Consider the following 26,708-nt stretch of genomic DNA (forward strand, 5'->3'; position numbering starts at 1 on the left):
TGACCATCTCCTCGGCCATTCACCATCAGGGCATTCGGCGTTCGACAGAGGAGATCGGTTCGTGACGATCCGGGTAGGCATCAACGGATTCGGCCGTATCGGCCGCAACTTCTTCCGCGCGGCGCTGGCCTCGGGCGCGGACTTCGAGATCGTCGGGGTCAACGACCTCACGAACATCGCGACCCTGGCCCACCTGCTGAAGTACGACAGCATCCTCGGCCGGATCGGCCAGGAGGTCACCTACACCGAAGACGCGATCACCGTCGGCGACAAGACCTTCAAGGTCATCGCCGAGCGTGACCCGGCCGCGCTGCCCTGGGGCGAGCTGGGTGCGGACATCGTGATCGAGTCCACCGGCATCTTCACGGACGCCGAGAAGGCCAAGAAGCACATCGAGGCCGGCGCGAAGAAGGTCATCATCTCGGCTCCGGCCAAGAATGAGGACGTCACGATCGTGATGGGCGTCAACCACGAGAAGTACGACGCCGCCGCGCACACGATCATCTCGAACGCCTCCTGCACGACCAACTGCGTCGCGCCGATGGCCAAGGTTCTCCTGGAGAACTTCGGCCTGGTCAAGGGCATGATGACCACGGTCCACGCGTACACGAACGACCAGGTCATCCTGGACTTCCCGCACTCGGACCTGCGCCGCGCCCGGGCCGCCGCGACCAACATCATCCCGACCTCGACCGGTGCCGCCAAGGCCACCGCCCTGGTCATCCCCGAGCTCAAGGGCAAGCTGGACGGCATCGCGATGCGCGTCCCGGTTCCCACCGGCTCGGTCACCGACCTGGTCGTCGAGCTGGAGCGCGAGGTGACCCGCGACGAGGTCAACGCCGCCTTCCAGAAGGCCGCCGAGGGCTCGCTCAAGGGCTACCTCACCTACACCGAGGACCCGATCGTCTCCTCGGACATCGTGACCGACCCGTCCTCGTGCACCTTCGACTCGGGCCTGACCATGGCCCAGGGCAAGCAGGTCAAGGTCGTCGGCTGGTACGACAACGAGTGGGGCTACAGCAACCGCCTGGTCGACCTGGTCGGCTACATCGGTGGTCAGCTCTGAGGGTGCGGCACACGCACCGATAACGCTTGACGATGCGGGCCCGGGTGACACGTCGTCACTCGGGCCCGTTTCTTGCGCTACCCCCACCCCGTTTCTTCGACATCCGAGGACGAGTCGAACTTGAAGACCATCGACGACATCGACGTATCCGGTAAGCGCGTCCTGGTGCGCGCCGACCTCAACGTCCCGCTCGACGGCGGACGCATCACCGACGACGGCCGGATCCGGGCGAGCGTGCCGACCATCAAGGCGCTGGTCGACCGCGGCGCCAAGGTGATCGTGTGCTCGCACCTGGGTCGGCCCAAGGGCGCTCCCGAGCCCGCGTACTCGCTCGCGCCGGTGGCCGGGCGGCTGGGCGAACTGCTGGGCGCCGACGTGGCGTTCGCGACCGACACGGTCGGCGAGAGCGCGCGGGCCACGGTCGGCAAGCTCGCCGACGGCCGGGTCGCGCTGCTGGAGAACCTGCGCTTCAACCCGGGCGAGACGGCCAAGGACGACGCCGAGCGCGGCGCCTTCGCGGACCGCCTCGCCGAGCTCGCCGACGTGTACGTGGGCGACGGCTTCGGCGCGGTGCACCGCAAGCACGCCTCGGTGTACGACGTGCCGGCCCGGCTGCCGCACGCGGTCGGCGGCCTGATCGCCACCGAGCTGGACGTGCTCAAGCGGCTCACCGAGGACGTGCAGCGTCCGTACGCGGTGATCCTGGGCGGCTCGAAGGTGTCCGACAAGCTCGGCGTCATCGACAGCCTGCTGGACAAGGCGGACCGGATCCTGGTCGGCGGCGGCATGGTGTTCACCTTCCTGGCGGCCCAGGGCCACGAGGTGGGCAAGTCGCTGCTGGAGAAGGACCAGCTCGACCGGGTCCGCGAGTACCTCGCGCGCGCCGAGGCGAACGGCGTGGAGTTCGTGCTGCCGGTCGACGTGATCGCGGCCACCGCGTTCGCGGCCGACGCGGACCACGCGGTGGTCTCCACCGACGCGATCCCGGCGGACCGGCTCGGTCTGGACATCGGCCCCGCGTCCGGCGAACTGTTCGCGGACAAGCTCGCGGACGCGCAGACGGTGTTCTGGAACGGCCCGATGGGCGTGTTCGAGATGGAGCCGTACAGCCACGGCACCCGCGCGGTGGCACAGGGTCTGATCGACTCCGACGCGTTCACCGTGGTCGGCGGCGGCGACTCGGCCGCGGCCGTTCGCACGCTGGGCTTCGACGAGAACGCCTTCGGTCACATCTCGACCGGTGGCGGCGCGAGCCTGGAGTACCTCGAAGGCAAGTCCCTGCCCGGCCTCGAAGCCCTGGAGGGCTGAACCCGATGTCTGCCGTCAAGAACAGCTCCGGTCGCATCCCGCTGATGGCGGGCAACTGGAAGATGAACCTGAACCACCTGGAGGCCATCTCCCTGGTGCAGAAGCTCGCCTTCACCCTGAACGACAAGGACTTCGACCGGGTCGAGGTCGCGGTGCTGCCGCCGTTCACCGACCTGCGCTCGGTGCAGACCATGGTCGACGCGGACAAGCTCCGGTTCACCTACGGCGCGCAGGACATCTCGCAGCACGTGGGCGGCGCCTACACCGGCGAGATCTCCGGCGCGATGCTGGCCAAGCTCAACTGCACCTACGCGCTGGTCGGGCACTCCGAGCGGCGGCAGTACCACGCCGAGGACGACGCGCTGGTGAACGCGAAGGCGCACGCGGCGTACCGCAGCGGCCTGGTGCCGATCGTCTGCGTCGGCGAGGGCCTGGACGTGCGCAAGGCGGGCGAGCACGTGGCCCACACGCTCGCGCAGGTCGAGGGCGCGCTCAAGGGCGTCACGGCCGAGCAGGCCGAGTCCGTGGTGATCGCGTACGAGCCGGTCTGGGCGATCGGCACGGGCGAGGTGGCCACTCCGGAGAACGCGCAGGAGGTGTGCTCGGCGATCCGGGGCAGGCTCGCCGAGCTGTACACGCCGGAACTGGCGGACCGGGTCCGGGTGTTGTACGGCGGTTCGATGAAGCCGGGCAACGTGGCCGGGCTGATGGCGCAGCCGGACGTGGACGGCGGCCTGGTCGGCGGCGCCTGCCTGGCGGCCGAGGAGTTCGCGCAGATCGTCCGCTACCAGGAGCAGAAGGCCTAGCGGTCGCGCGCTCGCGGGTGACACGCGGCGAAGGGCCCGGAGCGGGAGATCGCTCCGGGCCCTTCGCCATGTCCGAAGGCGCCTGTTCGCGACCGTCCGAGGCGCGTCCGCCCCGGTCCGCCGACCGTGCGCGATCCGGTCGCCGGCCGGAATCGTTCGTTCCTCATAAACCCCACGCAAGTATTTCCAATCCGCTTGCCCCTCCCGTAACCGATACCTGACCATAAGTCATCGCCAAGTGGCCGGTAGTCGCCTCTCCAGGGCGATTCGGTCGGCCGACCCCAGGGGGTCCGGGTGTCATTTCCAGACATGTCCAGAACAGCGGATACCGGAGCGACGCGGTATCTGTGTACGGGTGCGGAGATCGACGAGCGGTTCGCCGCCCGGGTGATCGAGGAACTGTGGGAGAACGCCCACCGCGACCGGGCGCCGTCCTACGGATACAACGAACAGGCGGTCCTGGAACACGCGTTGGCCGCTCGGCGGCGGCGGATCCTGCGCGATGTGATCGCGTTGCTGGTGCCCGCGGTGATGTTCCTGATCGGCTTCGGGTTCGCGCCCGGCCTGTTCTGGCTCGCGATCGTGGTCTTCGTCGGGCTGGTGACGGTGCGCGCCGGGGTCGCCGGCGGCGGTGGTGTCCGCGACTTCCGGGCCCGGGCGGCGGCGCAGGTGTCCTGGGTGGCGGCGCTGCTGTTCGCGCTGATGTTGTACGTCGCGGGCGGGGAGAGCGGCTTCCCGTCCGGCGGCACGCTGGCGGCGACGGTGTTGCCGACCTACGCGGTCGTGGTGTTCGTGGTGTGGATCGAACGCATGCAGCAGCGGGCCACCGTGGTCACCGACCTGGGGCCGGGGCGGACCTGGATGCCGACGCCGCCGGCCGGCGACGCGACGCCGGTCCCGCCGGGAGGCTTCCAGGGGGCCCTGGCCGAGGTGTTGCCGCCGCGCCCGACGCACGCGCCGGTCGACGGCCCGGCCGGGACGCTCCCGGCCGGGCCGCCGATTCCCTCCACGGTGCGCTACAGCGGATACCTGCCGTTCGTCGGCGCGGGTGAACTGGTGGAGAGCTGGACCTTCCCGGTCGAGTTGCGCGGGGCCGAGCCCTCGGTGCTGGACGCGGCGCGCCCGTCCGGCGGGGCGAAGGCCTTCACGCCGTTCACCGTCGAGGAGTTGACCAGCGCGATCTGCGCGTCGTTCGAGGAGTTGGCCCGGTCCGAGGAGGGCCGGCACCGGTTGTCCGGACTGAGCGTGCAGATGCACGAGTTCAGCAGCGGGGTGACCGGCGGCGCGGTGCCGCCGCCGGCCGAGGCCACCCGGCGGTACCTGTGCGTGCGGGTGGGCACGTGGTCGCAGGAGGTGGTGGTCTCGGTGCTGATCCGCTTCACCATGGACGGCCGATTGCTGTACACCGAACTGCACGAGTTGGTGCTGCCGCCGATCCGGCCCGACTACCACGTGGCCGACGAGTGGCTGCACACCGCCGACGCGGCGACGTTGTGGGGCGCGTTCGGCCGCTCGCTGGTGGAGGCGCCGGGGCTGATGGTCTCCTCGGCGGGTCGACTGATGCGGGTGTGGGCCTCGTGGTGGCGCCGGTCGGGCAATCTGCGCGCGGCGCAGGAGCGCGCGGTGCGCAACCTTCCGGTGGACCGGGGGGCCCGGGCGTCGGTGCGCGAGCTGGGCGCGTCGGCGAACTACGCGACGTTCTTCCAGAACTCGGACGCGGAGAAGTACCTCAAGCTGATCGAGCGCAAGTTCACCGTGTTCGTGCTGGACTTCCTCCAGCGCCGGAACGTGGACGTGACCGAGTATCGGCAGCGCAACGAGCTGGTCCTGAACAACGGCATCATCCAGCACGTCTCGGGTGATCTGAACAACAGCGGCGCGATCGTCGCCGGGCGGGGCAATCAGGCGTCCGTGCGGGGTTCCGGTGCCGCCGGATCGGGAGCACGATCGACACCGGGAGGTGCCACGTGAACGGTTCCGCGTCGCATGCCGACGAACCGGACGAGAACGAGGACGAGCCGCGCGGCAACGACGGGATCAGTCTGTCGGGCGGCCCGGTGACCAACACCGGGGCGATCGTCGCCGGTGGCGACAACCGCGTCGTGGTGCGTCGTACGGGCTCCGCGCGCGGATCCCGCGGCACCGGTCCCGGGCACCCGCTGACCAGCACGGGTGCGCTGGTCGGCGGCACCGGCCACGAGGTGGAGGTCGAGGACACCGGCGACGTGGATCCGGCCGCGCCGGAGCCGGCCGGCGAGGCCGCGGGCGAGCCCGGAGGGCACGGGTCGCAGGGGGAGGGGTCCGAGCCCGGTCGACCGTAATAGTATGATCCGCCGGATTAGCCGAAGGGGCGCACGGCTCCCACATGCGGGGCGCGGCAGCGTACTCTGTCCGATGGCCGGGAATCCTCGGCCCCCGCGTTCCGCCAGAAGGAGTTGGGCCCGGCCGTGGTCACCGGTTTCTCGATCGCCCTGATCGTCTTCAGCCTGCTCATGGTGCTGTTGGTGCTGCTGCACAAGGGCAAGGGCGGCGGCCTGTCCGACCTGTTCGGCGGCGGCATGTCCTCCTCGCTCGGCGGTTCGTCCGTCGTCGAGAAGAACCTCGACCGCATGACCATCATCGTCGGTGTGTGCTGGTTCGTGACGATCGTCGTACTCGGTCTGCTGCTCAAGAACACGTACTGACAGCGCCGGTTCGGCCGCTGTTTCCACCCGCGCGGTGGCCTTTCTGACGGACTGTCGGAAAAGGCCCACCGCTCGGTTCAACCTTGCGCGAGGCGCACGTACACTGGACGCCAAGCCGCGCAACGGGGGCGCGACCTCAAGGACCAAGGGGAGTTTTTACCGTGGCAAGTGGCAACGCCATCCGTGGGAGTCGGGTCGGCGCCGGCCCGATGGGGGAGGCAGAGCGCGGCGAAGCAGCCCCACGTCTCCGTATTTCTTTCTGGTGCGCGAACAAGCACGAGACGCAGCCGAGCTTCGCGACCGACGCTCAGGTCCCCGAGACGTGGGACTGCCCCCGCTGCGGCCTGCCCGCCGGGCAGGACCAGCACAACCCGCCGGACGCCCCGCGTACCGAGCCCTACAAGACGCACCTCGCCTACGTGCGCGAGCGTCGCAGCGATGCCGACGGCGAGGCGATCCTCGCCGAGGCGCTGGCGAAGCTGCGCGGCGAGCTCTGAGTTCTCCCAGTCTCGACGAGTCGGCACGTCCGCGAGTCGCGAGGAGTCGGTGAGTCTCGACCCACACGTACGGCCGTAGGCCGTCGTGGGTGAGCCGCCGGGAGTGGCGATACACCTTCGGGTGCGTCGTCGCTCCCGGCGGCTCTTTTGTCGTGCGCCTTTGTCATGCGCCTTTTGTCGTGTTCCTACTGTCGTGCGCCTTCGTCGTGTGCCTTCGTCTGGGCCGCGGGGTCGTCGCGCGAGGTCAGTCGTGGACGGGCAGCGCCTCGCGGGGTTCGGGGCGGTGCCGCACCTGGCGGCGGTTGGCCTGCTGCGGGAGCGGGCGTTGGCCGCGTTCGATCCAGTCGGGCAACTCCTCGCCGGTGGCCGCGATCCAGCGGTTGCGGACCGCCTCCGGGTCGGCGCGATGCGCCCGGACCAGGGTGTCGCCGGCCAGGTCGGAGACCCGGTCCAGGTTCAGCGCGGTGCCCACGCCCAGCGCCGCGGCCAGGGGTGGGACGGCGTCGGCGGGCCGGCCGGCGGCGACCAGGACGATGCCGTACAGCGCGTAGGTGACCGGGACTTCGGGGCGGCGGGCCAGCACCGGGTCGGCCCTGACCCGTCGGGCCCGCAGCCGGACCGCCTCCTCCAGCGCGTCCACCGCCTCGTCGTGCGCGCCGCCCGCGCTGTGCAGCAGGCCCAGGCTCTGCAACGACGCGGCGAGTTCGTCCTCGCGGCGGCCGGCCGGCGCGTGCTCGGCACCCGCGTGGCCCCGGCGGACCTCGACCGCCTCGGTGGCCAGCGCGATCGCCTCGGGACCTCGGCCGAGCCGGGCGAGCAGGGTCGCGTGGCGCAGCAGTACGGCGGCCTGGCGGGCCTGCGGGGGGCCGATCCCGAGCAGCCGTTCGGCCTCGGTGAACGCGGCGAGCGCGGCTTCGCCGGCTCCGGTGGCGGCCAGTCGCCCGGCGAGTTCGTCCAGCGACATGGCCAGTTCGGCGCGATGTCGCTCGGGTGCCTGGGCGGCGAGCGTGCGGAACACCTGGACCGACTCGCGCAGCGCGCCGAGTGCCGCCGACTCGTCGCCGTGGTCGCCGAGCCGCGCGCCGAGTTCGCGCAGTGCCACCGCGAGCAGCGGGCGGTGGGCGCGGTGGTCGAGGGCGGCCAGTCGGCGGGCGTGTTCGGTGGCGCTCGTGGCCACCTTGACCGCGTCCTCGGCCCGGCCGTCGGCCGCCAGCACGGCGGCGAACGCGCGCAACCCGCCGACCAGCGCGGGCCCGTGCCGGTGGTGGTCCTTGCCGGCCAACGCGCCCAGCATCCGCACCGCGGCGCGGGCGGGCGCCGCCGCGTCCGCGTGTCGGCCGGCCCGGGTCAGTTGCTGGGCCTTCTCGGTGAGCATCCGCGCCCGGGTGGCCTCGGCGTCGTCGGACTCGGCCGGCGGGCCGGCGCCGCCCGGCGGATTCGATTCCGGTTCGGCCGGATTGTGTCCCTCGCGGCGGGCGAATTCGGCGAAGGACGGCGCGGCGGGCGGGGTTTCGGGCGTGGCACGGCCCGGACACGGCGACGCCGCCTCGCGCCGGTGCCGGTATTCCTCCAGGTGACGCTCATGGCGCCGCAGCCATCCGAACCGCACGGGTCCCACCTCGCCTCTGGTCCCGAAGACCTCCGCGTGACGCTATCGCGAGCGGGCCGCCGACGGGGCCGAACGGGTGCGGATCCGGCCACGGCCGGCTCGTCCGGGTGGTGACGAGATATCCACCGAGCGCGATTTTACCTGAATCGGTAGATATCTTGAGATTACCTTTACCATACGCGTGTTGGTTCACGAATGGCGGGATTCCAAGATCGCTAATGTGTGCGAGTTCCATCGAAGTGCGGGCGCTCGGCGCCCGGCGTACAGGGGGTTCGATGTATCCGACGACTCGCAGGATGTTGGGCGGAATCACCGCCGCGACGGTCGCCGCGCTCGCGCTGGTCGCGTGCGACGCGGACGACAAGGACAAGAAGGACACGCCGAAGGCGGCCGACACGCCGGCCGCCACGGCACCGGTGGTGGCTCCCGCGCCCAGCGGCGGGCCGACCGCCCCGGGCCCGGCGCGCACCCAGGCGCCGAAGTCCGCCAAGCCGTCGACGGGCGGCGCGAGCGGCGAACCGGGTGAGGACTGCGGCCCGCCGCCCGAGGCCAAGGCCGGGCACAAGATCGTGTACCCGACCAAGCTGCCCACCAAGGGCTCGCTGTACTACAAGAACACCAAGTTCGTCTGCGACCCCAACGACGGCCACTACGAGCCGGTCGGCGCCGAACAGACGCCGCTGCTGTTCGCCCCCAAGGCCACCGGCACCTTCGCCGGCCCGCCGGCGCGGAAGGCGGAGTACATCGGCCAGATCTGGGAGCACATCGACAAGTGCCTGTCCCGGCAGAGCGACGGCGACAACCTCTGCTCGTCCTACGGCGCGTACGACATCACCCTGAACGCGGCGAACGAGATCACCGACATCAAGGAGATCTTCCACTCCTGAGCGCGGCGCGGGTCCGGTGCCGGGCCCTCCCACCAAGGGAGGGTCCGGCATGGGCCGCACGCGGGAAGAGGATGGGCTCGGTACGCGAGGAGCACCCGGTGATGCGGCGGCAGGCCGAGCGGCGGGATCCGACCGCGCCGGTCAGCGCCTGACGCGGGCTCGGGCGGCGAGTGCGGCCAGGACCAGCAGGGCCGGTTCCAGTAGCCGGACGGCGGTTTCGACGCACGTGCCCACGGTAGTGAGGTGGGAGCCTTCGGTGCGCAGGACGAGGGCGTCGAGGGTGATGCGGGTGGCGGTGGAGGTTCGTCCCGTGGCGCCCGCGGGCAGGCCGTACCCGGCCAGTGTCACGATGGCGATGAGCATCGTGAGGCCGAGCCAGGCCAGGGCGCGGGAGGCGCGCAGGCCGTAGCCGGACAGCGCCCAGTAGGCGGTCAGGAGGGCGCGTTCGGCTCGCGGCCGGTCGGGGTCGTGGCGGCGCATCTCCGACTCGCCGTAGCGGAAGTCGGCGGCGTCCGAGGTGTTCCCGCCCGCCTCGAAGGCCTTCCGCAGGTCTCGGTACAGCGGTGCGAGGTCGGCCGGGCCGGGGTCCGGGCCCGAGCGATCCGGTCCGGGCGCCCAGCCCCGCCGGTGCCGTTCCTCGGCCAGGACGCTCCGCGACGTCCACCACGTCGGGACGCCGCCGCGCCGGTGTCGGCCGGCGGGCGTGCGGGCGAAGCGGATGCGGCCGGTGGTCCGGAGCCGGTCGAGTCGGACGGTGCCGGTGAACAGGCAGTCGCTCAGGTCGAGGTCGGTCAGCACCAGGTGTCCGGCGTCGACGCCGCGCAGCGAGACCACGCGGGTGCCCGGGTCGCCCGCGCCGGTGACCGTGAGCGGGTGTTCGAGCACGGCGTCGGAAAGGTCGACGTCGGGCGAGCGCAGCCGCAGCGTGGCCGGGGCCTCCCACGTGGTGTCCACACATCGCACCGAGGCCGCCTCCGCCTCGATGGTCACGGACCGGGCGAACACCGCTCGCGACAGGTCGAGTCGACCTCGGCAGGTCAATGCCCCCAGGCGCGGGCCGGCGAGGACGGTGTGGTCGAAACCCGCGTCGGCGGCGAAGGTCGCCAGGTGGAACCGGGTCTCGCCGTGGAACCTCGTGCCCGAGAACGAGGCCGGGGCGGTGAACGTGGCACGGTCGAAGCAGGCCGTCCCGAGGAAGGTGGTGGCGATGAAATCGGTGTCCTCGACGAACGTCACGCCTGAGAAATGGGCCAGGTCGGTGAAAGTGGCGGAGACGAACCAGGCGTTCGACAGGTTCGCGCCGTAGAAGGTCACGCCGGCGGCGAAGGTCGTGTCGCCGAACTCGGCGGTCCCGGCGAACGTCGCCTCGGCGAAGGAGGTGTCGGCAGCGAACGTCGCGTCGTCGAACTCGGCCCGGTCCTCGAACGTCACACCCTCGAACCGGGTCTCCTCGGCGAACGTCGTGCGGGCGAACCGGGCACTCCCGAAGCGGGCCTTGCCGGTCGCGGGATCGCACAGCGCGGCGAGCAGCTCCCGGAGCAGCGCGCGCGACAGCACGGTGCCGCTGTGGTCCACGTCGTCCCCCGGTGCCAGGCCCGTCAGGTAGTCGGCTCGCCCGGCCGGGTCGACGTGCGCCAGACACGCCTCGTACCCGGGCACCCGCGCCCCACGGCACCCGTCGGGATCGAGCAACGCGTCGGCGCCGTCGGCACAACGCGGCTCCGGCAACGACCCAAAGAGCAGCTTCACGGCGACGAGGACGCGCCACCGTGCCGCGGCGGTTGCCGACGGTCCACCCGGGCCCGCATGGCAGGTGGGAACCAAGGGTGGGGCGCGAGCCGTTCGGCTCCCGCCCCACCCTTGGTTCGCGGCCTCGCGGCCTCAGCCGTTTCGACCTATTCGGGCAACTTCGCCGCCGCCGCCCGGTCCAGCAGCCACAACGTCGCGCCCGTGCCGTAGGCCCCGGCCGCCGGGGTCTTCGTGGCATCGGTGGAAGCCCGGGCCGCGGCGACCGCGTCCGCCTTGTCCTCGCCCGCGGCGAGCAGCCACACCTCGTGCGCCGCTCGGATCGCCGGGAAGGTCAGGGTGATCCGGGTCGGCGGCGGCTTGGGGGCCTCGCGTACGGCGACCACCGTGCGCACCGACTCCTCCGTCGCGGCGAAGCCCGGGAAGAGCGACGCCACGTGCGTGTCGGGACCGACCCCGAACATGGCCAGCGTGAAGGCCGGCACCGCCGCGCCGTCCGACGCGGCGGCGGCCAGCTCGGCTGCATAGCGCCGCGCCGCCGCGTCCACGTCGTCGCCGTCCGGACCGTCACTGGCCGGCATCGCGTGCACCAGTTCCGGCAACACCGGGACGGTGTCCAGCAACGCCTCGCGCGCCTGGGTCTCGTTCCGGTCGGGGTGGCCCGCCGGCAGGAAGCGCTCGTCGCCCCACCAGATGTGCAGCCGGTCGAAGTCGATCGCGCCCAGCGTGGGCGTGAGCGACAACTCGTGCAACAGCGCGTTGCCGTTGCGGCCACCGGTCAGCACGAGGTGCGCGACGTCGAACTCGGCCTGGGCGTCCGCGACCCGCTGGATCAGCCCGGTCGCCGCGGCCTTGGCCATCAGCGCGGTGTCCGCGTGCACCCGTACCGGCCCGTGCGCGCTCACGCGTCGTCGCCCTTCTTCTTCCGGGGGGTGCGCGGCGCGGCGGCCTTGCCCTCGCCCTTGTCGACGGCCTGGCGGGTGGCCACCCGCCCGGTCGCCGTCGCGCTCGACGCGCGCTTGAGCGGCGGAGCCGTACCGACGTCCTTGGTCGCCTTCGGGCGCGGTGCCTCGCCCTCCTCGATCCGCTCCGCGTCCTGCACCGGCGTCTGCGACACCGGCGACTCGGTGAACGAGCCCGGCGAGGGATCCCGCGCCGCCTCCAGCGCGGCCCGGGCCAGGGTCGCCGCGTACACGTCGTCCGGGTCCAACCGGCGCAGTTCCTCGGCCACCAGATCGGAGGCCTCGCGGCGCTTGAGCGCGACCACGCGGTCCGGCTGGCCGGGCGAGGACAGCGACGCCATCATCCCGTCCGGGCGATCGATCACGATCTCGCCGTCCTCGGTCACCAGCGTCACCGAGGTGATCCCGGGGCCGCCGGTCTCCACCCGCTCCACGTCGACCTCGAGCCGGTCGGTCAGCCACAGCGCGAGCAGTTCCGCGCTCGGGTTGCCCGCCTTCGCGCCGACCTTGGCGCGCAGGATCCGGCTGTACTTCTGGTCCAGTGCCGCGGCCAGCAGGCTGCGCCACGGCGTGGTCCGGGTCCAGGCCAGGTCGGTGTCGCCCGGCGTGTACGCGCTCGCGCGCAGCCGCAGCACATCGGCCCGGCGCGGCGGCGCGGCGGCGTCGGTCACCCTGCGGGTGGCCAGCGCGCCCAGCAGGTCCTTGCTCGGCACCTCGGGCGCACGCCCGGGCCACCACACCACGACCGGCGCGTCCGGCAGCAGCAGCGGCAGCACGACCGACTCGGCGTGGTTGGCCAACTCGCCGTGCATGCGCAGCAGTACGGTCTCGCCCACGCCCGAGTCGCCGACCCGGACCTCGGCGTCCAGGCGCGGCGAGATCTCCTGACCGGGGCGGCCGATCACCACCAGGATCCGGGACGGGTGCTCGCGGGCGGCGGTGCTCGCGGCCTTCATCGCGTCGTACTGGTTGGCCTCGTCGGTGACGATGACCAGGGTGAGCACCATGCCCAGGGTGGGGCTGCCCATTCCCCGGCGGGCCTCCACCAGTGCGGCATTGATCTTGCTCGACTTGGTGTCCGTCAGATCGATCATCATGGGCGGCGCCAGCTCCGTCCGTCACGTGCGAGCATCTCGTCGGCCGCGTCGGGACCCCAGGTCCCGGACACGTAGGGCTCGGGCTTGCCGTGCTGCGCCCAGTGCTCCTCGATCGGGTCGAGGATCTTCCAGGACAGCTCGACCTCCTCGTGCCGGGGGAACAGCGGCGCGTCGCCGAGCAGGACGTCGAGCAGCAGGCGCTCGTACGCCTCCGGGCTCGACTCGGTGAACGACTCGCCGTACGCGAAGTCCATGTTCACGTCGCGCACCTCCATCGCGGTGCCGGGCACCTTGGAGCCGAACCGGACCGTCATGCCCTCGTCCGGCTGCACCCGGATGACCAGGGCGTTCTGCCCCAGCTCCTCGGTGGCGGTGGCGTCGAAGGGCAGGTGCGGCGCGCGCTGGAAGACCACCGCGATCTCGGTGACCCGGCGGCCGAGCCGCTTGCCCGCGCGCAGGTAGAACGGCACGCCCGCCCAGCGGCGGTTGGCGATCTCCAGCTTGATCGCGGCGTAGGTGTCGGTGCGCGAGTCCGGCGGGATGCCGTCCTCTTCGAGGTAGCCCTTGGCCAGTTCGCCGCCCTGCCAGCCGCGGGTGTACTGGGCTCGGACGGTGCCGCGCGAGAGGTCGTCGGGCAGCTTGACCGAGCTGAGCACCTTGAGCTTCTCGGCGACCAGCGAGTCGGCGTCGAAGGACACCGGCTCCTCCATCGCGGTGAGCGCGAGGAGTTGGAGCAGGTGGTTCTGGATCACGTCGCGCGCGGCGCCGATGCCGTCGTAGTACCCGGCCCGGCCGCCGATGCCGATGTCCTCGGCCATGGTGATCTGTACGTGGTCCACGTAGGACCGGTTCCACAGCGGCTCGAACATGGTGTTGGCGAAGCGCAACGCCATGATGTTCTGGACGGTTTCCTTGCCCAGGTAGTGGTCGATCCGGAAGACCGCCTCGGGCGGGAAGACCTCGTCGACGACCTTGTTCAGCTCGCGCGCGCTCTTGAGGTCGTGCCCGAAGGGCTTCTCGATCACCACGCGGCGCCACGAGTCGGCCTTGGGATCGGCGAGGCCGTGCTCCTTGAGCTGGCGCACCACCTCGGGGAAGGCCTTCGGCGGCACCGACAGGTAGAACGCGTGGTTGCCCTGGGTGCCCTGCTGCTCGTCCAGCTCGTCGATCGTCTGGCGGAGCTGGTCGAACGCCTTGCCGTCGTCGAACTCGCCCTGGACGAACCGGAATCCCTCGGAGAGCTGCTGCCAGACCTCTTCCCGGAAGGGGGTCCGGGCGTGTTCCTTGACCGCCTCGTAGACGACCTGGGCGAAGTCCTGGTTCTCCCAGTCGCGTCGGGCGAAGCCGGTCAGCGCGAAGCCCGGCGGCAACAGGCCGCGGTTGGCCAGGTCGTAGATCGCCGGCATCAGCTTCTTGCGGGACAGGTCGCCGGTGACGCCGAAGATGACCAGACCGGAGGGGCCCGCGATGCGCGGGAGTCGGCGGTCCTGCGGGTCGCGCAGCGGGTTCTCCGGCCACACGGCCGGCTTGGATTTGGCGGCCTTGGGGCTCATCGAGCCGCTCCGTCCACGAGGGCGCGGGCGGCGTCGAGCAGTTGCCCGAGTCCGGCCGCGCGGTCGGTCAGGTGCAGGCGCAGCACCGGGCGCTCGCGCGAGGTGATCGCGCCGAGGTCGCCCAGGGCCTGGGCCAGTTGCAGTCGGCCGAAGCTGTACGGCTTGCCCGGCACGTCCAGGTCCTCGGCGTTCGCGCCGGTGATCTGGAGGAACACCCCGACCGGCGGGCCGCCCTTGTGGAACTGGCCGGTGGAGTGCAGGAATCGCGGCGCCCAGCCGAAGGTGACCTGCCCGCCGGCCGAAGCCTCGGCCAGCAGCGGCCGCAGCTTGGGCGCGTCGGTGTCGCCGAGCCGGTCCAGGTAGGCCATCACCGCGAGGTAGCCGTTGTCCGGCACCGTCGCCAGCAGCGCGCGCAGCGCACCGGTGAGGTCGCTCGCGCCCTCCAGCAGCGCGGCGTCGCCGTGCACCTCGACGGCGCCGTCGACGAAGGCGGGCGTGCCCACCGGCAGCGGGCCGTCGTCGCCCGCCTTGGTCAGCAGCGCGCCGGTGTTGTCCTTGGACTCCTGCACGTTCGGCTGGTCGAACGGGTCGATGCCGATCACCCGACCGGCGATCGCCGTCGCGTACTCCCACAACAACAACTGCGCGCCCAGCGGTCCGCCGACCCGCAGGTCGACGTCGGGTCGCTCGATCTCCTCGGCGCCGATCATGGTACGCACCGCGTCGGTGCCCACCGTGTGGCCGAACCCGGGCGCGTCCACGCCCTCGACCACGACCGGCAGGATGCCCCGGCCCTGCTTGCCGGTGGACTCGGCGATCAACTGCTCGGCCCAGTCGCCGAAGCCGACGATGTCGCCGGTGTCGGCGAGTACGAGCTTGTCCCGGCCGTGGTTGGCCGCGGCCCCGAGCACCGCGCCCAGCAGCAGCCCCGGGTTGTCCCGGTCGCCGGCCAGCGCCGGCGCGAGCGCGGCGGCGTCGTCGAGGAGTTGCTCGACGTCCACGCCGGCCAGCGCGCTGGGCACCAGGCCGAACGCGGTCAGCGCCGAGTAGCGGCCGCCGACGTTGGGGTCGGCGAGCACGATGGTGTAGCCGGCGTTGCGCGCGGTGTTCTCCAGCGGCGAGCCCGGATCGGTGACGACCACGATCCGGCCGGCGAGCTGGTCGTTGGTCAAGCCCTCGTCCAGGAAGGCCTGTTCGAACGCGCGGCGGTGGCTGTCGGTCTCCACCGTGCCGCCGCTCTTGCTGGAGACGACCACGACGGTGCGCGCCAGGTCCTCGCCGAGCGCGCGGCGGACCTGGGCGGGGTCGGTGGTGTCCAGGACGGTGAGCTTCTTGCCGTAGGTGGCGGCGATCACCTCGGGCGCCAGCGACGAGCCGCCCATGCCGGCCAGGACCACGTGGTCCAGGCCCTCGGTGCTCAGCCGCTCGCGCAGCTCGGCGAGCTGCGGCAGGAGCGCGCGCGAGGAGGCGGGCAGGTCGACCCAACCCAGTCGGATCGCGGCCAACGACTCGGCCTCCGGACCCCACAGGGTGGCGTCGGAGGCGACCAGGCGCGCGGGCACCTTGTCCACGACGCAGGCGGTGATGACTTCGGCGACTGCGACGGCGTGCGATAGGTCACCGGAAACGGTGACATCCACGCCGCCGGCGGTCACGCGTTCGTCGTTTGCGTGTACCACGGGCGGTCAGCCCTCCTATTAATGGGGTGGGAGTGTGCTGAAATCATGCCCTGATTGCGTGGAGTATCCGTCCCGTCGCCGCCGAACGGGTCACGTTCGGCGACGACGGGACGAAGGGGTGCTGCGCCGGTCGGCGAGGGAGGCCGACCGGATCCTGCGGTCTCTCGAACGACTGGTCGTCGGTCCGGCGGGCGTCAGCCCTTGGCGAGCCGGTCCAGCTCGCCCTGTACGGACGCGAGCAGCTCGTTCCAGGAGGTCTCGAACTTCTCGACGCCCTCCTCCTCGAGCAGGTCGACGACCTCGTCGTAGGAGATGCCGAGCTTGGCGATCGCGTCCAGGTCGGCCTGGGCCGACTCGTACGTGCCGTGCACGGTGTCGCCGGTGATGGCGCCGTGGTCGGCGACCGCGTTCAAGGTGGCCTCGGGCATCGTGTTCACCACGCCCTTGACGACCAGGTCGTCCACGTACATCGTGTCGCGGTACGCCGGGTCCTTGACGCCGGTCGAGGCCCACAGCGGGCGCTGCGGCCGGGCGCCGGCAGCGGCGAGGGCCTGCCACCGCTCCGTACCGAAGACCTCTTCGTAGGCCTGGTAGGCCAGTCGCGCGTTGGCGACCGCCGCCTTGCCGGCCGCGGCCTTGGCCTCGTCGGTGCCCAGGGCGACCAGCCGCTTGTCGATCTCGGTGTCCACGCGGGAGACGAAGAAGGACGCCACCGACTCGATCCCGGAGATGTCCAGGCCGGCCGCGCGGGCGCGCTCGATGCCCTCGACGTAGGCCTCCATCACCTCGCGGTAGCGGGCCAGCGAGAAGATCAGCGTGACGTTGACGCTGATGCCCTCGGCGAGCGCCTGCGAGATGGCGGGCAGGCCGGCCTTGGTGGCCGGGATCTTGATGAACAGGTTCGGCCGGTCGACGAGCCACCAGAGCTGGCGGGCCTCGGCGATGGTCGGCTCGGTCTTGTGCGCCAGCCGCGGGTCGACCTCGATCGACACCCGGCCGTCGACACCGCCGGTCGCCTCGTAGACCGGGCGCAGCACGTCGCAGGCCTGGCGCACGTCGGCCGAGGTGATCATCCGCACGGCCTCTTCGACGGTGACGCCGCGCACCGCGAGGTCGCGCACCTGCGCGTCGTAGACGTCGTTGCCGGTGATCGCCTTCTGGAAGATCGCCGGGTTGGTGGTCACGCCGACGACCTCGCGGTCGCGGACGAGTTCGTGCAGGTTGCCGGACTCCAGCCGCGTCCGGCTCAGGTCGTCGAGCCATACGGCCACGCCCTCGGCGGACAGGCGACGCAGGGGTTCCGTCATGACACTTTGCTCCTTCTCGAGTCGGCGACCGGGTCCGGTGCGCTCTCGGGTGCCGGACCGGCGCCCGTCGTGGGCGGTGTCGGGCGGGTGTTCCCACCCGACACCGCCCACAGGGTTACGTGGTCTTCAGCTACCGGCCTGCGCCAGGGATTCCCGGGCGGCCGAAACGACGGCCTCGTGGGTCAGCCCGAACTCGGCGAACAGCTTCTTGTAGTCCGCCGACGCGCCGAAGTGCTCCAGCGAGACGATCCGGCCCGTGTCGCCGACCAGCTCGCGCCAGCCCTGCGCGATGCCCGCCTCCACCGACACGCGCGCCTTGACCGACGGCGGCAGCACCTGCTCGCGGTACGCCTGGTCCTGCTCGTTGAACCACTCCAGGCACGGCAGCGAGACGACCCGGGTCGGCACGCCCTCGGCCTCCAGCACCTCGCGCGCCGCGACCGCGATCTGCACCTCGGAGCCGGTGCCGATCAGGATCACCTGCGGGGTGCCGCTGGACGCCTCGGCCAGCACGTAGCCACCGCGCGCGGTGCCCTCGGCCGAACCGAACTCGCCCCGGTCCCAGGTCGGTACGTCCTGGCGGGTGAGCAGGATGCCGGCCGGGCGGTCCGTGGTCTCCAGGATCTTGCGCCAGGCCACCGCGACCTCGTTCGCGTCGCCCGGGCGGACCACGTCCAGGCCGGGGATCGCGCGCAGCGCGGCGATGTGCTCGATCGGCTGGTGGGTGGGACCGTCCTCGCCGAGGCCGATCGAGTCGTGCGTCCACACGTACGTCGTGGGCAGCTTCATCAGCGCGGCCAGCCGTACGGCCGGGCGCATGTAGTCGCTGAACACCAGGAACGTGCCGCCGTAGATGCGCGTCCCGCCGTGCAGGGCGATGCCGTTCATGGTCGAACCCATGGCGTGCTCGCGGATGCCCCAGTGCACGGTGCGGCCGTAGGGGTTCGCACCCTTGAGCGGGTTGCCCTCGGGCAGGAACGAACTGCCCTCGTCGATGGTGGTGTTGTTGGACTCGGCCAGGTCGGCCGAGCCGCCCCACAGCTCGGGGATGACCGCGCCGAGCGCGGCGAGCACCTTGCCGGAGGCCTTGCGGGTGGCGACCGGCTTGCCGGCCTCGAACTCCGGCAGCACCTTCTCCCAGCCGTCGGGCAGCCGACGGGCGGAGATCCGGGCGTGCTCGGCGGCGCGCTCCGGGTTGGTCTCGGCCCACTTGGCGTACGCGCTCTTCCAGGAGTCGTGCGCGGCACGGCCCCGGTCGACCACCTTGTGGGCGTGCGCCAGTACGTCCGCGGCGACCTCGAAGTTCTGCTCCGGGTCGAAGCCCAGGATGCGCTTGGTGGCCGCGACCTCCTCGGCGCCCAGCGCCGAGCCGTGCGCCTTGCCGGTGTTCTGCGCGTTCGGCGCGGGCCACGCGATGATCGTGCGCATGCCGATCATGGTCGGCCGGCCGGTCTCCGCCTTGCCCGCCTCCAGCGCCGCGTTCAGCGCCGCGACGTCGATGTCGCCGTCGGCCTGCGGCTCGACCCGGATGGTGTGCCAGCCGTAGGCCGCGTAGCGGGCGAGGACGTCCTCGCTGAACGCGGTCTCGGTGTCACCCTCGATCGAGATGTGGTTGTCGTCGTAGACCACGACGAGGTTGCCCAGCTTCTGGTGGCCGGCGAGCGAGCTGGCCTCGGCGGAGACGCCCTCCTCCAGGTCGCCGTCGGAGGCGATCACCCAGATGGTGTGGTCGAACGGCGAGGTGCCGGGGGCCGCCTCGGGGTCGAACAGGCCGCGCTCGTAGCGGGCCGCCATCGCCATGCCGACCGCGTTGGCCACACCCTGGCCGAGCGGGCCGGTGGTGGTCTCGACGCCGGCGGTGTGGCCGTGCTCGGGGTGGCCGGGGGTGCGGCTGCCCCAGGTGCGGAACGACTTGAGGTCGTCCAGGGTCAGGCCGTAGCCGGACAGGTAGAGCTGCGTGTACAGGGTCAGGCTGGTGTGACCCGGGGACAGCACGAAGCGGTCGCGACCGGTCCAGTCCGGGTCGGTCGGGTCGTGGCGCAGGAACTTCTGCCAGATGAGGTAGGCCGCGGGTGCCAGGCTCATGGCCGTTCCGGGGTGGCCGTTACCGACCTTCTGAACGGCGTCCATCGCCAGCACACGAGCGGTGTCGACGGCTCGCTTGTCGAGGTCGCTCCAGTCGAGAGAGCTGTTGTCGGGGGTCGGCTTGCTGCTCACCCTGGTCAGGGCTCCTTCCGGGGTCTTCCGGTGTAGGCCGAAAAAAAGCGGCCGGCTCGGGGTCTACGCCCCGGCGCCTCAGGCACGTGGCCGAGCCTACCGGGGGCGACCTGCTGCCTCGCTCGGAGGACGGCCACCCGGGTGGTGACGTTCACCTGGTGGACAGGACGGGAGGTACGGGCGGGACGACGCGGGACACGCGGTGGGTGCGGGACTCGACGCGCGGCCACCCGGGCCTCGGCTACCCGGTCGTGCGGCGGGCATGCCCCGGAGGGTTTGTGCCCCTGGTGAGGGACTACAGTTTCCTGCTAGTGGGTCCGGGCCTCGACATCCCGACGCCGCTCGATACCGCTTACATATTGACGAGCAAACCGGCTTCCGGGCGGCACCCGGGCCCGGCCGAAAACGCTGCTGATGGGGTGTTCGTGACAGCCGTCGAATCCCGACCGGCCGGGCTGGTGGGAAATGCGCCCGCAGGCGCCCGCCCGCCGATGGCCCGGGTTCTCGCATTCGTGGCCCTCACCAAGCCGCGCATCATCGAACTGCTGCTGATCAGCACGATTCCGGTGATGTTCCTCGCGGCCGACGGGCTGCCGGATCTGGGTCTGGTGCTTCTGGTCGTCTTCGGCGGCTACCTCTCGGCGGGCAGTGCCAACGCCTTCAACATGTACATCGACCGGGACATCGACCGGTTGATGCACCGCACCGAGCGGCGACCGCTGGTCACCGGGATGGTGTCCCCGCGCGAGTCGATCGTGTTCGCGAGCGCGCTCGGGGTGATTTCCACCGCGTGGTTCTGGTTCCTGGTCAATCCGCTGTCGGCGGCGCTTTCGGTCTTCGCGATCTTCTATTACGTGGTCGTGTACACGATGCTGCTGAAGCGGCGCACGCCGCAGAACATCGTGTGGGGCGGCATCGCCGGCTGCATGCAGGTGTTGATCGGCTGGACAGCGGTGACGAATTCGCTGGATTGGGCACCGGTGGTGCTCTTCGCGGTGGTCTTCTTCTGGACGCCGCCGCACTATTGGCCGCTGTCCATGAAGTTCACCGACGACTACACCAACGCCGGCGTGCCGATGTTGCCGGTGGTGGCGGGCAACAAGGTCGTGGCGAACCAGATCGTGGCCTACAGCTGGGTCATGGTCGGTGTGTCGATGCTGCTGTGGCCGGCCGCCGACACCGGCCCGCTCTACCCGATCGCGGCGGCGCTGCTCGGCATCGCGTGGTTGTGGGAGGCGCACGGTCTCCAGCGTCGGGCCAAGGCCGAGATCACCGGCGGCAAGCTGAAGGAGATGCGGCTGTTCCACTGGTCGATCACCTACCTGACGCTGCTGTTCGTCGCGGTGGCGGTGGACCCGCTGGTGTTCTGAGCCGCGTTTCGTCGATCGGCTCCGGGGACGTGACCCGGACCACGCGGGTTCACTCGGATCCGGTGACGCGCCCTCGGTAATGTGGGCGCCATGACGGACACCGAGACCACGACGGCCACGCCGGACCCGGGTACCCCGGACACGCGGGTCGAGCGACAGGTGCGCAGGATCGCCAAGCACATCGAGCGCTTCACCGCCGCGCACGGCGGCGGAGGCGACGCGATCGTCGAGTACGTCGGGCGCGACGCGACCCGGATCGTGCTCGTGGGGACCGACGGGGCGTGGGGCGACCAGGTCGTCCGCAACCCGGACATCGCGCGCGCGGCCATCGCGAAGGCGGGCGTCACGCTGCACGAGGAGTTCCCGAACGACCTCGCGGCGAAGGTACGGACCACCAAGTACGAGTGGAACCGGATGGCGGGCATGCAACTGGGCGGCTCGCAGGGCTGACCCGGCGGGGCCGCGGTGGGTGGCATCGGCCCGCGCGCGCAGGTCGGCGCGGGGGCTTGCATCTCCGGTAGGGGGAGCCGCGAGGGTGGGGGCATGAACGGCGACGCGCTCCACACGATCGGGGACCTGGCTCGGCGGACCGGGCTGACGGTCAAGGCCATTCGCTTCTACTCCGATTCCGGGATCGTGCCGCCCACCGACCGCGGCCCGGCCGGCCACCGCCGCTACGACACCGACGCCGTCGCCCGCCTGGACCTCGTCCGCACACTGCGCGACCTGGGACTGGACCTGCCCACGATCCGCCGGGTCGTGGACCGGGAGTTGTCCCTCCCGGAGGTCGCGGCGGCGCACGCCGACGCCCTGGCGGCGCAGATCCACACGCTGCGCCTGCGTCGCGCGGTGCTCACGGCGGCGGCCCGACGCGGGGCCGGCCCCAAGGAGATGGATCTCATGCACACCCTGGCCAAGCTCTCCGAGGACGAACGCCGACGCCTGATCGCGGACTTCCTCACTGCCGCCTTCGGCGACCGGGACGCCGATCCCGCGTTCGCCGGGATCATCCGCTCGATGACCCCCGAACTCCCCGACCACCCCGAGCCGGAACAGGTCGAGGCGTGGGTCGAACTGGCCGAACTCACCCGCGATCCGGACTTCCGCACCGCCCTGCGACACCTGGCCGAGCAACACGGCACCGAACGCACCCGGTCCGGCGCCACGATCTTGCGCCGCGACACCATCGCCGTCGCCCGCACCCACGCGGCGGCGGCCCTGGCGGCCGGCATCGCCCCGACCGCGCCCGAAGCCGCCCCGATCGTGGCCGCGCTCACAGCGGACTGCGCCCGAACCACCGGCCTGCCCGACGACGTCCACCTGCGCCGCCACCTGCTCACCCGCCTACGCTCCGCGAACGACCCCCGCCGCCACCGCTACCTCCACCTGCTCGCACTCGTCAACGGCTGGCCCACCCCGATCGACCCCACCCCCGAACTCACCTGGTCCATCCACGCCTTGCACGCGACTACACCGGCATAGCACCGGCATGGCCGGGACCCGGGCTCAGGCCGGGTCGTCGCTTCCAGGGTCGATCTCGCGGCCACCCGGTGGCGGGACGGCGGGGGCGCCGACGGGGTGTCGTGCGTCGCGGTCCGGGTGGAGCAGATCGGCGTGGCGGCGGAGGCCGGCTTCCGGGGGGAGGGTGGTGGGGTCGACGCGGGTGGGGGCGGGGACGTAGCGCTCGTAGAGGGATTCCGCGCCGCGGGGCATGGGTCGGCGATCGAGGAGGGTGAGCAGGTCGGAGCGGGCGCAGGCGTACGTCCTGACCGCTCGCAGCGCCTCCTCGCGACGCCCGCCGGTTCGCAGTACCTCCAGTGCGTGCTCCGCCGCCGCGCGGGCCCGGGCGTGGGTCGGCGCGAGGTCGTGGTGCCAGGAGGCCAGGTCGAAGAGGAGCGTGTCCTTCCGGGCCGCTTCCAGTTGCCGACCCGGGTCCTGCGTCGCGCCCTCGGGCGGCGGGGCGAAGAAGGCGAAGCCGCGCTCTCGGTGCAGCGGGAAGTCGTGGGCGTGCGTGCCGGTGTAGCCGTCCAGGTCGATGGGCGACGTCGGTGTCGGTGTCGGCTGCGCGGCGGTCATCGCACCATGACAGGGCACCCGTACGGCGTTGTCCAGCCCGGCCGCGGTGGCGCGCCGGCCGAATATTCGCCACCGCGCGCCCCGGCCGCGGCGCGCGCGAGGTGATCGCGTACGTCGACGACGACGCCCCACCCGGCGACCCGGACCGCGACCGAGGCCCGGCGAACCGCCTCCACGACTCGGTCGGCTTCATCGAGATCGACCGCCCGTGGTCCATCCACCTGTCCGGCTGAACCCGGTCGCATGGCCGAACGAACCTCCGTCCGGGCCCCGGTGGGCAACCGGATCGTTCGGCCGAGGGGTCGCTCGGGCGTTACCGGGGCGTGGTTCCGGCTTCACCGGGGTACGGGTGTTCCGGTCCCATTCGCCGGGTACAGCAGAGCGGAAAGTGACGTGCGGGACCAAAATGGGGCCACGAGTGGGACCGGCCACGGCCCCACACGATGGACCGAAGGAGTGAGGGCGATGGCTGCCGCTCTGAGGGAGGACGACGCACAGGCCCACGTACACGGGGTGTGCTTCAAGACCGGACCACCCGCACGGGTGGGGATCGAGCTGGAATGGATCGTGCACGACGGCGCCGACGCCCGCCGGGAGGTGGCGCCGGAGCGACTGGACGAGGCCCTGGCCCCGCTGAAGGCGGCGGGCGGGCTGCCGTTCGGCAGTAGGTTGACCCGCGAGCCGGGTGGGCAGGTCGAGCTGAGCTCACCGCCCGCCACCACGCTCGCCGGATGCGCCGAGGACCTCCGGGCCGACATGGCGGCCCTGGAGCAGGCGCTGGCCGCGAGCGGACTGGTGCTCGCCGGCCACGGTCTGGAGCCGTATCGAAACCCACCGCGGATCGTGGACCATCCCCGCTATCGGGCGATGGAGGCGTACTTCGACCGCGCCGGCTCGTGGGGCCGGATGATGATGCGCGGTACCGCGTCCGTGCAGGTCAACCTGGACGCGGGAGACGAGGGCGAGGGCCGCCAGGGCTATCGGTCGCGTTGGGAACTGACCCACCGACTCGGCCCGGTACTGGTCGCCGCCTTCGCCAACTCGCCGCTGTGGCAGGGCAGACCGACCGGCTGGCGGTCGACCCGACAACTCGTCTGGACCCGGATGGACCCCGGCCGCACCCGGCCGCCGGAGCCGCCGCCGGGAGCAGACCCGGATCCGCGCGCCGCCTGGGCGCGCTACGCGCTGGACGCCCCGCTGCTGTGCGTACGCGGCAGCGAGGAGGACGGCTGGAACGCACCCGAGGGGCTGACCTTCCGCTCCTGGCTGCGCGGCGCACCCGGCGTGCGCCCACCCACCCTGGAGGATCTCGACTACCACCTGACCACGCTCTTCCCGCCGGTCCGCCCGCGCGGCTGGCTGGAGTTGCGGATGATCGACGCCCAGCGCGGCGACGACTGGGTCGTCCCCGCCGCGATGGCCGCCACCCTGATGGACGACCCGGTCGCGGCCGAGGCGGCCTGGGCGGCGACCGAGCCGCTGTGCCTCGACGGCGCGGCGGTACCCGACGAGTCGATGTGGACCCGGGCCGCCCGGCTCGGTCCCGCCGACCCGGTGCTGGGCAAGGTGGTCCGCGCGTGCTTCGCCGCCACCGAGAACGCCCTGGCCGACAGCGGTGCCCCCGGCCCGCTGCGCGCGGCCGTCGCCGAATTCACCCGGCGCTACGCCGAACGGGGCCGATGTCCCGCGGACGACCTGCTGGAAAGGACCCGTCGATGAAGTCGTTGAAGCCATCGCAGCCGAAGAAGGCGCCGAAGCCGTCGAAGCGGTCCGGCCCGGCGGCGTCGACGAAGACGTCGCAGCCCACACCACCCACACCATCCACAGAGGCCACACGGTCCGCGGGATCCGGCGGATCCCGTCCGCAACCCTCGACCGCCGATCGCCGTGCGATAGCCCGGGCCGCGCTGACCCGGGCCCGACGTCGGACACTGGCCCTGACCGACTGCCTGACCGACGAGGAACTGACCGCCCAGCACTCCGCGCTGATGTCGCCGCTGGTCTGGGACCTGGCCCACATCGGCAACCAGGAGGAGCTGTGGCTGGTCCGCCGCGCCGGCGGGAGACCCGCGCTGCGCCCGGACCTGGATCCGTTGTACGACGCGTTCCGGCATCCGCGCGCGGACCGGCCCGCGCTGCCCCTGCTCGATCCCGAGCAGGCCCGGGAGTACGTCGGGCGGGTGCGTGAACACACCTTCGACGTCTTGGAATCCGCCGAGCTCGGCACGGGCGGCGATCCGCTCCTGGCCGACGGATTCGTGTTCGGCATGCTCGCCCAACACGAGCAACAGCACGACGAGACCATGCTGGCCACCCATCAACTGCGGGCCGGGGAAGCGGTGTTGCATGCACCGGAGCCGCCGGGCGCGGCCGATGCGGATGCGCTCGACGGTGAAGTGCTGGTCCCCGCCGGGCCGTTCGAGATGGGCACCACGGCGGATCCGTGGGCACTGGACAACGAGCGACCCGCGCACATGGTGGACGTACCGGCGTTCTGGTTGGACACCGTGCCGGTGACCAACGCGGCCTACCTGGAGTTCATCGCCGACGGCGGGTACGCGGACGACCGCTGGTGGAGCCCAAAGGGTCGGCGGCACCGACAGGAGGCCGAGCTCACCGCCCCGCTGTTCTGGCGGCGCGACGGTGACACGTGGCTGGTTCGGCGGTTCGGCCGGATCGAGCCGGTGCCGCTCGACGAGCCGGTCCTGCACGTGTGCTGGTACGAGGCCGACGCGTACGCGCGCTGGGCCGGGCGGCGGCTGCCGACCGAGGCGGAGTGGGAGAAGGCGGCCCGGCACGATCCGGCCGAGGGCCGCTCGCGGCGGTATCCGTGGGGCGATGCCGACCCCACACCCGAGCACGCCAACCTGGGCCAACGGCACCTGCGGCCGGCGCCGGCCGGCGCCTACCCGGCGGGCGCCGCCGCGTGCGGGGCGCGGCAGTTGATCGGCGACGTCTGGGAGTGGACCTCCTCCGACTTCACCCCCTATCCGGGATTCGCCGCGTTCCCCTACCGGGAGTACTCCGAGGTGTTCTTCGGCCCCGGGCACAAGGTGCTGCGCGGTGGCGCGTTCGGGGTGGACGAGGTGGTCGCCCGGGGCACGTTCCGCAACTGGGACCTGCCGATCCGCCGGCAGATCTTCGCCGGCTTCCGGACCGCCCGCGACGCGGCGCCCCGGGAGGCGCGCTGATGTGCCGTCATCTGGCCTATCTGGGACCGGAGATCACCCTCGCCGAGGTCTTGGTGGACCCGGCGCACGGCCTGTACGAGCAGTCCTGGGCGCCACGTCGGCAGCGGTACGGGACGGTCAACGTGGACGGCTTCGGCTTCGGCTGGTATCCGGGCGGGCCGGCCTCGGCGTCCCGGGACGAAACCGAAGCCGAAGCCGAGACCGGCGCCGGGACCGGTGTCGACGTCGAACCCGCCCGCTATCGGCGGGCGTTGCCGATCTGGGCCGATCCCAATCTGCCCGACCTGGCGCGCACCGTCCGCAGCGGTGCCTTCCTGGCCGCCGTCCGCAGCGCCACCGCCGGCACCAGCCAGGACGAGGCGGCGGCCGCGCCGTTTCGGGACGGCCGCTGGTTGTTCAGCCACAACGGCGCGATCCCGGACTGGACCCGGCTGCCGATCGGGCCCGCGCTCGATCCGGCCGACCTGCTCGCCCTGGAGTCGCGCTGCGACTCGGCGCTGCTCTGGGCCATGCTCGCGCGCCGACTCCGGCAGCGGGAGCCGGTCGGCGGCGCACTGGCCGACCTGGTCCGGCGGATCGCCGAGGTGCGTGCGAACGCCCGGCTCAACCTGCTGCTCACCGACGGCCGCACCGTCTTCGCCACCCGGTACGGC

The 26,708-nt window shown here is 71.9% G+C and carries 23 protein-coding genes and 1 pseudogene; 15 read left to right on the forward strand and 9 right to left on the reverse strand.

Features of this window, described 5'->3' with window-relative positions; all coding sequences use genetic code 11:
- Window positions 1-61 precede the first annotated feature (61 nt).
- From gap to ACWCPW_RS31975, 7 genes are all read left to right on the forward strand, one after another.
- Complete coding sequence (gene gap, locus ACWCPW_RS31945) at window positions 62-1,066, forward strand: type I glyceraldehyde-3-phosphate dehydrogenase (RefSeq protein ID WP_449765040.1); 1,005 nt, start codon at window positions 62-64, stop codon at window positions 1,064-1,066.
- Between the two features lie 120 nt (window positions 1,067-1,186).
- Window positions 1,187-2,374 carry a phosphoglycerate kinase gene (locus ACWCPW_RS31950; RefSeq protein ID WP_449765041.1) on the forward strand — a complete coding sequence of 396 codons (1,188 nt, stop codon included), beginning with the start codon at window positions 1,187-1,189 and terminating at the stop codon, window positions 2,372-2,374.
- A 5-nt stretch (window positions 2,375-2,379) separates the two neighbouring features.
- On the forward strand, window positions 2,380-3,180 hold the full coding sequence (tpiA, locus tag ACWCPW_RS31955; RefSeq protein WP_449765042.1) for a triose-phosphate isomerase: 801 nt from the start codon (window positions 2,380-2,382) through the stop codon (window positions 3,178-3,180).
- A 309-nt stretch (window positions 3,181-3,489) separates the two neighbouring features.
- Window positions 3,490-5,151, forward strand: a complete 1,662-nt coding sequence (locus ACWCPW_RS31960) for a hypothetical protein (RefSeq protein ID WP_449765043.1) — start codon at window positions 3,490-3,492, stop codon at window positions 5,149-5,151.
- Window positions 5,148-5,501 carry a hypothetical protein gene (locus ACWCPW_RS31965; protein ID WP_449765044.1) on the forward strand — a complete coding sequence of 118 codons (354 nt, stop codon included), beginning with the start codon at window positions 5,148-5,150 and terminating at the stop codon, window positions 5,499-5,501. Before ACWCPW_RS31960 ends, ACWCPW_RS31965 begins: the two co-directional genes overlap by 4 nt.
- A gap of 126 nt (window positions 5,502-5,627) precedes the next feature.
- Window positions 5,628-5,864, forward strand: a complete 237-nt coding sequence (secG, locus tag ACWCPW_RS31970; protein ID WP_026218871.1) for a preprotein translocase subunit SecG — start codon at window positions 5,628-5,630, stop codon at window positions 5,862-5,864.
- A gap of 209 nt (window positions 5,865-6,073) precedes the next feature.
- Window positions 6,074-6,361: an RNA polymerase-binding protein RbpA gene (locus ACWCPW_RS31975; RefSeq protein WP_020553570.1), complete on the forward strand. Its 288-nt coding sequence runs from the start codon at window positions 6,074-6,076 to the stop codon at window positions 6,359-6,361.
- Window positions 6,362-6,605: 244 nt separating this feature from the next.
- On the opposite strand, the gene ACWCPW_RS31980 is transcribed toward ACWCPW_RS31975, so the two are convergent.
- Entirely contained in the window at window positions 6,606-7,970 is a 1,365-nt protein-coding gene (locus tag ACWCPW_RS31980) for a tetratricopeptide repeat protein (RefSeq protein WP_449765045.1), read from the reverse strand.
- Window positions 7,971-8,245: 275 nt separating this feature from the next.
- Between ACWCPW_RS31980 and ACWCPW_RS31985 the strand changes: the two genes are divergently transcribed.
- Entirely contained in the window at window positions 8,246-8,857 is a 612-nt protein-coding gene (locus tag ACWCPW_RS31985; protein ID WP_449765046.1) for a hypothetical protein, read from the forward strand.
- A 141-nt stretch (window positions 8,858-8,998) separates the two neighbouring features.
- Here the strand turns inward: ACWCPW_RS31985 and ACWCPW_RS31990 are convergent, their stop codons facing one another.
- The 7 genes from ACWCPW_RS31990 to tkt all read right to left on the reverse strand — a co-directional run bounded on the left by ACWCPW_RS31990 (window position 8,999) and on the right by tkt (window position 19,418).
- A complete protein-coding gene (locus tag ACWCPW_RS31990; protein ID WP_449765047.1) occupies window positions 8,999-10,606 on the reverse strand; it encodes a pentapeptide repeat-containing protein in 1,608 nt (535 codons plus the stop codon).
- A gap of 146 nt (window positions 10,607-10,752) precedes the next feature.
- On the reverse strand, window positions 10,753-11,508 hold the full coding sequence (gene pgl, locus ACWCPW_RS31995; RefSeq protein WP_449765048.1) for a 6-phosphogluconolactonase: 756 nt from the start codon (window positions 11,506-11,508) through the stop codon (window positions 10,753-10,755).
- Window positions 11,505-12,662, reverse strand: a complete 1,158-nt coding sequence (opcA, locus tag ACWCPW_RS32000; RefSeq protein ID WP_449765049.1) for a glucose-6-phosphate dehydrogenase assembly protein OpcA — start codon at window positions 12,660-12,662, stop codon at window positions 11,505-11,507. The genes pgl and opcA overlap by 4 nt, the downstream gene beginning before the upstream one ends.
- Complete coding sequence (gene zwf / locus ACWCPW_RS32005; RefSeq protein ID WP_402231660.1) at window positions 12,659-14,215, reverse strand: glucose-6-phosphate dehydrogenase; 1,557 nt, start codon at window positions 14,213-14,215, stop codon at window positions 12,659-12,661. Before zwf ends, opcA begins: the two co-directional genes overlap by 4 nt.
- Window positions 14,212-15,894: a glucose-6-phosphate isomerase gene (locus tag ACWCPW_RS32010; protein ID WP_449765050.1), complete on the reverse strand. Its 1,683-nt coding sequence runs from the start codon at window positions 15,892-15,894 to the stop codon at window positions 14,212-14,214. The genes zwf and ACWCPW_RS32010 overlap by 4 nt, the downstream gene beginning before the upstream one ends.
- Window positions 15,895-16,088: 194 nt before the next feature.
- On the reverse strand, window positions 16,089-17,201 hold the full coding sequence (gene tal, locus ACWCPW_RS32015; RefSeq protein WP_449765051.1) for a transaldolase: 1,113 nt from the start codon (window positions 17,199-17,201) through the stop codon (window positions 16,089-16,091).
- A gap of 126 nt (window positions 17,202-17,327) precedes the next feature.
- Complete coding sequence (gene tkt / locus ACWCPW_RS32020) at window positions 17,328-19,418, reverse strand: transketolase (RefSeq protein ID WP_449765052.1); 2,091 nt, start codon at window positions 19,416-19,418, stop codon at window positions 17,328-17,330.
- Between the two features lie 425 nt (window positions 19,419-19,843).
- On the opposite strand from tkt, the gene ACWCPW_RS32025 reads away from it, so the two are divergent.
- The 3 genes from ACWCPW_RS32025 (at window position 19,844) to ACWCPW_RS32035 (ending at window position 22,270) form a co-directional block, all read left to right on the forward strand.
- Window positions 19,844-20,788 (forward strand): heme o synthase, encoded by a 945-nt coding sequence (locus ACWCPW_RS32025; protein WP_449765053.1) that lies wholly within the window; start codon window positions 19,844-19,846, stop codon window positions 20,786-20,788.
- Between the two features lie 90 nt (window positions 20,789-20,878).
- A complete protein-coding gene (locus ACWCPW_RS32030) occupies window positions 20,879-21,238 on the forward strand; it encodes a hypothetical protein (RefSeq protein ID WP_449765054.1) in 360 nt (119 codons plus the stop codon).
- Window positions 21,239-21,331: 93 nt separating this feature from the next.
- Window positions 21,332-22,270 (forward strand): MerR family transcriptional regulator, encoded by a 939-nt coding sequence (locus ACWCPW_RS32035; protein ID WP_449765055.1) that lies wholly within the window; start codon window positions 21,332-21,334, stop codon window positions 22,268-22,270.
- Window positions 22,271-22,294: 24 nt separating this feature from the next.
- On the opposite strand, the gene ACWCPW_RS32040 is transcribed toward ACWCPW_RS32035, so the two are convergent.
- Window positions 22,295-22,864, reverse strand: coding sequence for a hypothetical protein (locus tag ACWCPW_RS32040; protein WP_449765056.1), 570 nt, complete (start codon window positions 22,862-22,864; stop codon window positions 22,295-22,297).
- A 101-nt stretch (window positions 22,865-22,965) separates the two neighbouring features.
- On the opposite strand from ACWCPW_RS32040, the gene ACWCPW_RS32045 reads away from it, so the two are divergent.
- The 4 genes and pseudogenes from ACWCPW_RS32045 to ACWCPW_RS32060 form a co-directional block, all read left to right on the forward strand.
- Entirely contained in the window at window positions 22,966-23,097 is a 132-nt protein-coding gene (locus ACWCPW_RS32045) for a hypothetical protein (RefSeq protein WP_449765057.1), read from the forward strand.
- 232 nt (window positions 23,098-23,329) lie between these two features.
- On the forward strand, window positions 23,330-24,583 hold the full coding sequence (gene egtA / locus ACWCPW_RS32050) for an ergothioneine biosynthesis glutamate--cysteine ligase EgtA (RefSeq protein WP_449765058.1): 1,254 nt from the start codon (window positions 23,330-23,332) through the stop codon (window positions 24,581-24,583).
- Complete coding sequence (gene egtB, locus ACWCPW_RS32055; protein WP_449765059.1) at window positions 24,580-26,055, forward strand: ergothioneine biosynthesis protein EgtB; 1,476 nt, start codon at window positions 24,580-24,582, stop codon at window positions 26,053-26,055. The genes egtA and egtB overlap by 4 nt, the downstream gene beginning before the upstream one ends.
- Window positions 26,055-26,663 (forward strand): annotated as a pseudogene (locus ACWCPW_RS32060) (hypothetical protein); the annotation flags it as partial. The gene egtB and the pseudogene ACWCPW_RS32060, both read left to right, overlap by 1 nt.
- Window positions 26,664-26,708 lie beyond the last annotated feature (45 nt).

Source organism: Embleya sp. NPDC001921, assembly GCF_053594475.1.

Coding starts and splice junctions, on each gene's coding strand:
- ACWCPW_RS31975 (WP_020553570.1), top strand. CDS start 6,074: ATGGGGGAGGCAGAGCGCGGCGAAGCAGCCCCACGTCTCCGTATTTCT.
- opcA (WP_449765049.1), bottom strand. CDS start 12,662: ATGATGATCGATCTGACGGACACCAAGTCGAGCAAGATCAATGCCGCA.
- egtB (WP_449765059.1), top strand. CDS start 24,580: ATGAAGTCGTTGAAGCCATCGCAGCCGAAGAAGGCGCCGAAGCCGTCG.
- tal (WP_449765051.1), bottom strand. CDS start 17,201: ATGACGGAACCCCTGCGTCGCCTGTCCGCCGAGGGCGTGGCCGTATGG.
- tpiA (WP_449765042.1), top strand. CDS start 2,380: ATGTCTGCCGTCAAGAACAGCTCCGGTCGCATCCCGCTGATGGCGGGC.
- zwf (WP_402231660.1), bottom strand. CDS start 14,215: ATGAGCCCCAAGGCCGCCAAATCCAAGCCGGCCGTGTGGCCGGAGAAC.
- ACWCPW_RS31960 (WP_449765043.1), top strand. CDS start 3,490: ATGTCCAGAACAGCGGATACCGGAGCGACGCGGTATCTGTGTACGGGT.
- egtA (WP_449765058.1), top strand. CDS start 23,330: ATGGCTGCCGCTCTGAGGGAGGACGACGCACAGGCCCACGTACACGGG.
- ACWCPW_RS32035 (WP_449765055.1), top strand. CDS start 21,332: ATGAACGGCGACGCGCTCCACACGATCGGGGACCTGGCTCGGCGGACC.
- ACWCPW_RS32040 (WP_449765056.1), bottom strand. CDS start 22,864: ATGACCGCCGCGCAGCCGACACCGACACCGACGTCGCCCATCGACCTG.
- ACWCPW_RS31985 (WP_449765046.1), top strand. CDS start 8,246: ATGTATCCGACGACTCGCAGGATGTTGGGCGGAATCACCGCCGCGACG.
- ACWCPW_RS32030 (WP_449765054.1), top strand. CDS start 20,879: ATGACGGACACCGAGACCACGACGGCCACGCCGGACCCGGGTACCCCG.